General features: G+C 63.0%; 7 protein-coding genes. 1 reads left to right on the top strand and 6 read right to left on the bottom strand.

What is annotated here, in order from left to right:
• Positions 1-26 precede the first annotated feature (26 nt).
• The 6 genes from HWX25_RS13875 to HWX25_RS13900 form a co-directional block, all read right to left on the bottom strand.
• Positions 27-650, bottom strand: coding sequence for an isochorismatase family cysteine hydrolase (locus HWX25_RS13875; protein WP_175908848.1), 624 nt, complete (start codon positions 648-650; stop codon positions 27-29).
• Between the two features lie 380 nt (positions 651-1,030).
• Positions 1,031-2,113: an ArsO family NAD(P)H-dependent flavin-containing monooxygenase gene (locus HWX25_RS13880; protein WP_175908849.1), complete on the bottom strand. Its 1,083-nt coding sequence runs from the start codon at positions 2,111-2,113 to the stop codon at positions 1,031-1,033.
• Positions 2,114-2,194: 81 nt separating this feature from the next.
• Positions 2,195-3,958: an arsenical pump-driving ATPase gene (gene arsA, locus HWX25_RS13885; protein WP_175908850.1), complete on the bottom strand. Its 1,764-nt coding sequence runs from the start codon at positions 3,956-3,958 to the stop codon at positions 2,195-2,197.
• A gap of 9 nt (positions 3,959-3,967) precedes the next feature.
• Entirely contained in the window at positions 3,968-4,336 is a 369-nt protein-coding gene (arsD, locus tag HWX25_RS13890) for an arsenite efflux transporter metallochaperone ArsD (RefSeq protein WP_175908851.1), read from the bottom strand.
• Positions 4,333-4,812 carry a GNAT family N-acetyltransferase gene (locus tag HWX25_RS13895; protein WP_175908852.1) on the bottom strand — a complete coding sequence of 160 codons (480 nt, stop codon included), beginning with the start codon at positions 4,810-4,812 and terminating at the stop codon, positions 4,333-4,335. The genes arsD and HWX25_RS13895 overlap by 4 nt, the downstream gene beginning before the upstream one ends.
• Positions 4,813-4,830: 18 nt before the next feature.
• Positions 4,831-5,376, bottom strand: a complete 546-nt coding sequence (locus HWX25_RS13900) for an aspartate carbamoyltransferase (RefSeq protein WP_175908853.1) — start codon at positions 5,374-5,376, stop codon at positions 4,831-4,833.
• Between the two features lie 532 nt (positions 5,377-5,908).
• Here HWX25_RS13900 and HWX25_RS13905 point away from each other — a divergent pair.
• Positions 5,909-7,093, top strand: a complete 1,185-nt coding sequence (locus HWX25_RS13905; RefSeq protein ID WP_175908854.1) for an acetyl-CoA C-acetyltransferase — start codon at positions 5,909-5,911, stop codon at positions 7,091-7,093.
• Positions 7,094-7,633 lie beyond the last annotated feature (540 nt).

A 7,633-nucleotide genomic window follows, 5' to 3' on the forward strand; every position in this document is an offset into this window, starting at 1 on the left:
TGCGTTCCGGCCGGCGTGGTGCGCGTCTATGCGAGCAGTCGGAGTGCATCCGCGAGCGACAACACCGTCGTGCGCGTCTCGAACGCTGTCGCGAACAGGTGCTCGTGCACGACTTCATCCGGGTCGTAGCAGCAGTCCTTCACCGTATACAGCCGGAAATCCGCATCGCTTGCGTGCGCAACCGACGACAGCACGACGCCGGTCGACGCGATCCCGACGAGGATCAGCGTGTCGATGCCCTGCGCGACGAGCCGTGCCTGCAAGTCGGTGCGAAAGAACACGCTCGCGCGATGTGCGATGGTCAGCGGCTCGTTGTCCAGCCGTCCGAGTTCCGGGCACAGGCCGTCGTCGATGAACAGGCCGAGTTGCTTGATTCCTTGGCCGTTCTTGTTGCGTGGACTGACCTCCGGATAGCCGGGGCTGAAGTGGAGATTCGCGAAACAGACATGGACGCCGCCCGCCCGGGCTGCATCGCACAGCTTGCGCGTGTTGGCGAGCAGGGTGGGGGCGACCGATGGAAAGAGACCGAGGATGTCGGTCTGGTAGTGCATGACGATCAGTGCGGTTTGCGCGGGCACGATCGGGGGAATCTGCGCGTGGGTGCCTGCTTGACGAGTCGCTGCGAGATCTGAAGCGTGTTCCGGTTGCATGACTGATGCTCTCCCATGAGTCATTTCGGTGTCTCAGAAAATCGATCGCTCGTTATACGTCGTCAACCATTTCAGTGCAAGCGTGTCGGAACTCGGTCAATATGGCCGGACATGCAATCTCGTCGGGCGAGTGGAGAGGGCGTTGACGACTGTTTTCGGCTGAGGCCGGTCAGTCGCCAGCAACACCAGATGATGATGCGAGTATCCGATCAAAGCAAAGGAACGGCCCCATTTTTTTCTTAAAATTTGTCTTCATCATGCCCTGCGCGAGGCACCTCGGAAACTGCGGCTCGGCATCGATTCCCCAAGCGCCTGCCACATGACCGAGATGTGGCGTGGCAGGTAAAAGGGACGATGCCTGATTTGCGATGCCTCGTCGGCTACGGTGCCGACCCGTTGCTCGGTTGTATGGGATGCAGATATTGGGCTATGCCATACGCCGCTTCCCGCGCGCCACGCATTACACCGATGAGCGTAGCCGAGGCGGCCCCGCACCACTCGCCGTAGCCGACCAGCCACAAGCGTTTTTCGTCTCTGGCGTGCGTCCCATCTGTCCCCGGCAAGCCCTCGACGTCACGGATCCGTAGCGGGTCAAGATGTTTGAGTGCGGGGCGGAACCCGGTGCACCAGATCACGACATCGATGCGGGAATGCCTGCCGTCGCTCCAGACGACGCCATCCGTGTCGAATCGGCTGAACGGACGTATTGCATGCAGCACGCCTCGCACACGCGCCTCCCGTACAGGAGGCACCATGACGATGTCGCCCAAACCACCTACTGGTGCCGTGATCGTGTGCCCATCGCGTAGAGCCTGCCATTTGGCGGTCGCGCGTTCGAACAAGACCCGGCCATCCACGTCGTCCGGAAGAAAATCAGGTTCCTGCAGCGTCACCCACGTAGCGTTGCAGACCGTTGACACCTCCGCCAGGATCTGTGCGCCCGAGTTGCCGCCACCCACTACCAGCACGGATCGTCCGCGCAGGTCGTCCGGATTGCGATACTGCGCCGAATGCATCTGACGACCACGAAAGATCTCGCGTCCAGGATAGTCGGGTACATACGGTGCGCTCCAGGTACCGGTTGCACTCACGACCGCCCTGGCGAGCCATTCCCCGTGATCGGTACCGACCAGCAAGCCACCCTGAACCCGTGAAACGGATTCGACATGAACTGTGCGCCGGACAGGTATGTGATAACGCTCCTCATATCGCGCCAGATAGTCGATGACCTCGTTGCGCGACGGGTACGTGTCGCGCGATACGGGCATCTGCCAGCCTGGCAGCGAACTCCATTGCGCCGGCGAAAACAGATGTAGCGAGTCCCAGGTATGTCGCCATGCGCCTCCTGGGGCGCTCTGGTTATCCAGCACGAGATAGTCGAGCCCCGCACGACGCAGGAAGTAGGCGGTGGCAAGCCCGGCCTGGCCACCGCCGATGACTACAACATCAAGGTCTGCAGGCATGCGCTTTCGTCCCATCTCCTGATACGAATTCCGGCGGTCACGCGGCCCATTGAGCTTAAAGGCGGTGGACGGTGCACTGCACTACTTGGTGGCCCGCGACGTAATCACGTGCTCGAGGCCGGCTGGCCCGACCGGTGCCTCGGCGAGCCACGGAATGAGCGCGGTGCGCTGCGCCAGATCGTCCGCCACGCGGCGCACGAACGGCACCTCGTAAGTGCCCCGCTGGCACAGCATCGGGTCGGTCGTACCGCTCGCCAGCAACGACTGGTTGATGACCCACGCGTACGGCGTAATTCCCGCGCGCGCGAGGTCGGCGCTCAGCCGTTCCGCTTCGTGAACGGGCGTCGCTTCCGGCAACGTGACGATGAGAATCCGGCTGTAGTTCGGGTCGCGCAAGCGCGGCAGCAGCTGGCGGACCGACTCCGGCATGTCGCCCTGGGTGCGCATCACTTCGCGGTGATAGGCCTCTGCTGCGTCCAGCAGCAGAATGGTGTGCCCGGTCGGCGCGGTGTCCAGCACCACAAAGCCTGACTTGCCTTGATCGACCGTGCGCGCGAAAGCCCTGAAGACGGCGATTTCCTCCGTGCAGGGCGAGCGCAGATCTTCTTCGAGCATCGCCCGGCCGCCCGCATCGAGATGGGATGCCGCTTTGCCCAGCACTTCTTCGGTGTACTGCTGCACTTCGCGCACCGGGTCGATGCGCGTGACGCTTAGCCGAGGCACGACGCCATCGACGGTCGCGGCCACATGCGAGGCCGGGTCGGTGGTCGAGAGGATCACGTCGTGTCCGCGGCCCGCCAGCGCGACTGCGATTGCCGCCGCTACCGTGGTCTTGCCCACGCCGCCTTTGCCCATCGTCATGATCACGCCGTGGCCCGCCGCTGACAGCTCATCGACGAGGCCGCCCAGGCCCGGCGGCAAGATGGTTTCGGGCATCCGGCGTTCGGTCGGCATGCGCACGCGCTCGGGATGCGCCATGTCGCACAGCGCGTCCAGCCCGACCGTGCCGCGCGGCAGAAACGGAATGCGCGTCTGCGGTAAGCCAGCCAACTCGCACGGCATGTCGGCCAGTGCCTGTTGCGCGCGTTGCGCCATGGCGGTCGCAATCGCGTCGTCGGTGCGGTCTGTGGCGAAGAGGCCGTTGATCGCCAGCACCAGGTTGCGAATGCCGAGTTCGGCCAGCTCGTGCCGCGTGCGATTCGCTTCGCGCAGTGCGGCGACTTCGGGCCGGCTCACCAGGACGACGGTCGTTTGCGCTGCGCTCGACAGGCGTTCGACGGTCGCCGCGTACAGCGCCTTCTGCTTTTCCAGTCCGGCTAACGGCCCGAGGCAGGAGGCACCGCCCGTCGACGACGAGATGAACTCGTTCCACGCTGAAGGCAAGGTCAGGAGGCGCAGCGTGTGCCCCGTCGGCGCCGTATCGAAAATTACGTGATCGAAATCGGCCGTCGCGGCCGGGTCGCCGAGCAGTTTGGAGAATTCATCAAAGGCCGCAATCTCGACCGTGCAGGCGCCGGAAAACTGCTCTTCCATATTGCGGATCGCCGTCGTGGGCAAGACGCCGCGATAGGGTCCGACCATTCTTTCACGGTAGGCATGCGCGGCCGCTTCGGGGTCGATATTCAACGCGAACAGGCCCGGCGCGCCAGGCACCGGCGTCGGCAACTGACTCAAGCTGACGCCGAGTACCTCGTCGAGATTGGAGGCCGGGTCCGTGCTGACGATGAGCACCCGCTTGCCGGCATGTGCCATGGCGAGACCGGTGGCACAGGAAAGCGAAGTCTTGCCGACGCCGCCTTTTCCGGTGAAAAAGAGATATCGGGTTTGCGTTTCAGGCAGGGACATGGTCGCTCTCTAGCAACAGCCTGAGCCCGGCGCGCGGCAGCTGCCGGCCTTGATGTGCGGTTTTTCCGCCGTGGTCAGCGCGATGCCGAGTTTCCGCACAAGCTGCTGGCGCGACGGATACATGCCCGTCGATACGATGTGACCATCGATCACGAGGATCGGCAGTCGTTCCATGCCGGCTTCCATTTCCTTGACCACCGCGGAGTTGGCGGCGAACGCCTGCGGTTCCTGGCCCAGGTTGTAGCGGGACACGGTGACGCCGTGTGCCTCGACCCATTTCAGGTCCGCGGCGAATTGCGCCAGCACGGGGTCCACATCGACACCGCAAACACCCGTCGAGCAACACATCGCGGGATCGAACACTTCGAGTTTCTTCATGGCAGGGCCTCGGAACAATCGGGATTCAGCGGTTTCCACAAGCACGGATGCGTCTGCGGGCAAAGGTGCGTGAATTCGGGCAGACCGCGAATCAGCTCGGGAACTTGGGTTCGCTCGATCTGCGTGAAGGCGCGCCGCGCAAAGAAGGTGCGGGCGGCCTCATCATTCGGAATAAGGTAAAGCGCGCGCAGCGATCGCGTTTGCGCTAGCGCAACGGAAGCGTCGATAAGACGGGTACCCAGACCGGATGCGCGCAGGCGCGGGTGAACGGCGATCGAACGCAACAGGGCCGCGTCGCCGGCTTGTTCCAGTCCCGCCACCCCGACGATCCCGGCGTCGCGCACGGCGACGTGGAAGCCGTCGAGGCTCCGTGCCGTGAGGTCGCTCGCCGGTAGCCCGCAGGTATCCAGCAACGCGCGGATATGGTCGAAGTCCGTGGCGGTTGCCCGGCGAATGTCCTCAATCGGCGTACTCATTTCAATCCTCCGCTGCGTTCATGGCGTCGAAGCGTTTGCCGGATGGTGATGCATCGCGCCCGGATCGTGCCCGGCCATCGCGTCGTGTCCGTGGTCGGACAGTTGGGCATCGAACCAGTCGTGCAGCGCGGCGACAAGACGAGGCTGCTCGCTTCGATACACGATTTCGCCGCCGCGGCGCACGTCGTGATAGTCGATAGTCAGCTCACCGCGTCGGGCCGCACGCAATACAGCGAGGCCCGGCATGTCGTTGCCGTGGATCTGCTCGGGCGCGCCAAAGTCTCCCGCCGAGAAGCGACGGGCGATCGCGGCGAGATGTCTGCGGATCAGCGCGGTCTGCCGCGCGTCGGGGCGCTTCGTGACGACCCGCTGGATGCCGCCGTCGGCCGTCTTCGTGAAGATGTGGGTGGTGGCCGCGAGCGAGAACAGCATGACGTCCGCGCCGTGTTGGGCGACCTCCTTCTGGCGTGCGGTGGCATCGGCAAGGGCGAACGGCGAAACAACCGCCATGCCGAGCAGGACCAGAATCGATGCAGCGACGACTGTTGCTGAACGGCGTTTCATGGAATATCCCAACTGGAATCGTGCCGGAGCCTGGCGCCGGCATCCTGTTCGACGGTTGAGTGAAATCATACGGCGGGCACGCGCTTCTTCGCTCTACCGGGTGGATACCGGCATGACGCGATCGCGACTACGTGAATTCATGGCAATCGCAGCGACTGCGACCGCAGACACGATGGAGAGGAGCCGCACCGTCCACGCGACGGCCCCGTAATACCGATCGATGTTTTTCAAGGCAGCCTCCCTGATCTGTCGCTGATGGTGGCTCGTTCATCACCGTGATTCAGGTTGCCGGGCGATGATGGTGGGCGCGTTGATACACGTCAAGATGGCTAGGACCGCCCCTGGACATCATGAAAGGCACATTTCGTCCGCGAACAGACCTGTCCCGATGACCACGCCTCCGTACAGGATTGCGGCATCCAAACTTGAAGAAATACGGCACCGTCTTTGACAGCATCCCCCCGCAACCGCATTGCGGGCACGATCTGCCGTACCACCCTGAGTTCGTACGATTCCTTTGAGGAGTAATGCCATGAGCAACGTTGACGTCGTCTTGTGCAGCCCGGTACGCACCGCGATAGGAACTTATGGTGGGACGCTCAAGGACGTAGCGGCACCAACGCTTGGCGCTGCCGTTATCCGCGAAAGCCTCAAGCGCGCCGGATTGCCGCCTGCCAAGATTCAATCGCTGGTCATGGGCAACGTCATTCAGGCGGGTGTGAAAATGAACCCGGCACGGCAGGCTGGCATCGCTGGAGGCTTGCCGGTCGAAGTTCCCGCGCTCACGGTTAACCGCGTGTGTGGGTCAGGCGCGCAGGCAATTGCCAGCGCGGCCAACGAAATCTGGGCCGGCATGATCGACTGCGCGGTCGCAGGGGGTATGGAAAACATGGACCGCGCCCCTTACCTGCTGCCGCAGGGACGCTGGGGCGCGCGGATGGGCGATGTGACACTGTTCGACAGCATGCTGCTCGATGGACTCAACGATGCTTTCAGCGGTCAGCATTCCGGTTGGCACACCGAGGATCTCGTCATGAAGTGCGGCATCTCGCGAGAAGACCAGGATCGATGGGCGCTTCGCTCCCAGCAGCGTTTCGCGAAGGCCCAGGCCGCAGGTCTCTTCGATGCCGAGATCGCGCCGCTGGAGATTTCAGGTCGCAAGGGAGCGACGGTCTTTGATCGCGATGAGCACAACCGGCCAGACACCAGCGCCGAATCGCTTGCCAAGCTCAAGCCGGCTTTTCGCAAGGACGGGATGATTACCGCGGGCAATGCGCCCGGCTTGAACAGTGGGGCGGCTGCGATGCTTGTCGCCGGGCGCGCCTGGGCCGAAAGCAATGGCCTGACACCGATGGCACGGCTGGTCAGTTACGGCGTGGGAGCGGTGGAGCCGAGTTTGTTCGGACTCGGGCCCATTCCGGCAGTGCGACAGGCCATCGCACGCGCTGGCTGGTCTGTCGCCGACGTGGATTGCGTGGAAATCAACGAGGCGTTCGCGGCGATCGCCTTGGCTTGCTCGCGTGAACTCGGCTTCGCGGAAGACATCGTAAATGTGGAGGGCGGAGCAATTGCGCACGGACATCCAATCGGTGCGAGCGGGGCCGTACTGACCACCCGGCTATTGCACCAGATGCAGCGTGGTGGGGGCCGGCACGGTATCGTGACGCTATGCATTGGCGGGGGACAGGGAATCGCGCTGGCGCTCGAGCTTCTGTGAAAACCGCATAACGGTCGTGCCCGAAAGCCCCGATTCGTTGAATAGGAGAACCGCCCAACGACATGTGCGCAAGAGCACTACACCGGACTACATCACTCCTCGTAGAAGTGAGGTGACGGTCATCAGCGATGTGACGGTGCGGACGTCCCCTTATAGGCACAAAGCTGTCATCGGCCTCAGTGCTTGCAGAAGGACGGATATAGGTCGGTAACGGCCCGTCCATAAAAGTGCGGGCGTGGGTTTCAGCGTAGCTTTGTGAGCCGGGCCTTGTCAGATAAGGCGCAGGTACTGCTGCATCATTGGAGTGACGGTTGCAGGTGCTGCGGTGGGTTGCGTGCTCATGTGACCGGGAAAAGCTGCTTTGGCCGCCCGAGTTTAACAGTGGGCCGGACGGGGCCGCACGAAGTTCGCCATCCGGCCACAATCGGACGTTCGACGCCGCTGCAGGAATCGTCGACAATCCTACCCCACTAGGACGGACGACAATTTCAAGTGCAAGAAATCGATACGCAATTTGGCATACTTAGCGTTGTGAACGAG

It is taken from the genome of Burkholderia sp. BCC1640 (genome assembly GCF_902833125.1).
GTDB classification, from domain to species: domain Bacteria; phylum Pseudomonadota; class Gammaproteobacteria; order Burkholderiales; family Burkholderiaceae; genus Burkholderia; species Burkholderia diffusa.

Coding starts and splice junctions, on each gene's coding strand:
- HWX25_RS13875 (WP_175908848.1), bottom strand. CDS start 650: ATGCAACCGGAACACGCTTCAGATCTCGCAGCGACTCGTCAAGCAGGC.
- HWX25_RS13880 (WP_175908849.1), bottom strand. CDS start 2,113: ATGCCTGCAGACCTTGATGTTGTAGTCATCGGCGGTGGCCAGGCCGGG.
- arsA (WP_175908850.1), bottom strand. CDS start 3,958: ATGTCCCTGCCTGAAACGCAAACCCGATATCTCTTTTTCACCGGAAAA.
- arsD (WP_175908851.1), bottom strand. CDS start 4,336: ATGAAGAAACTCGAAGTGTTCGATCCCGCGATGTGTTGCTCGACGGGT.
- HWX25_RS13895 (WP_175908852.1), bottom strand. CDS start 4,812: ATGAGTACGCCGATTGAGGACATTCGCCGGGCAACCGCCACGGACTTC.
- HWX25_RS13900 (WP_175908853.1), bottom strand. CDS start 5,376: ATGAAACGCCGTTCAGCAACAGTCGTCGCTGCATCGATTCTGGTCCTG.
- HWX25_RS13905 (WP_175908854.1), top strand. CDS start 5,909: ATGAGCAACGTTGACGTCGTCTTGTGCAGCCCGGTACGCACCGCGATA.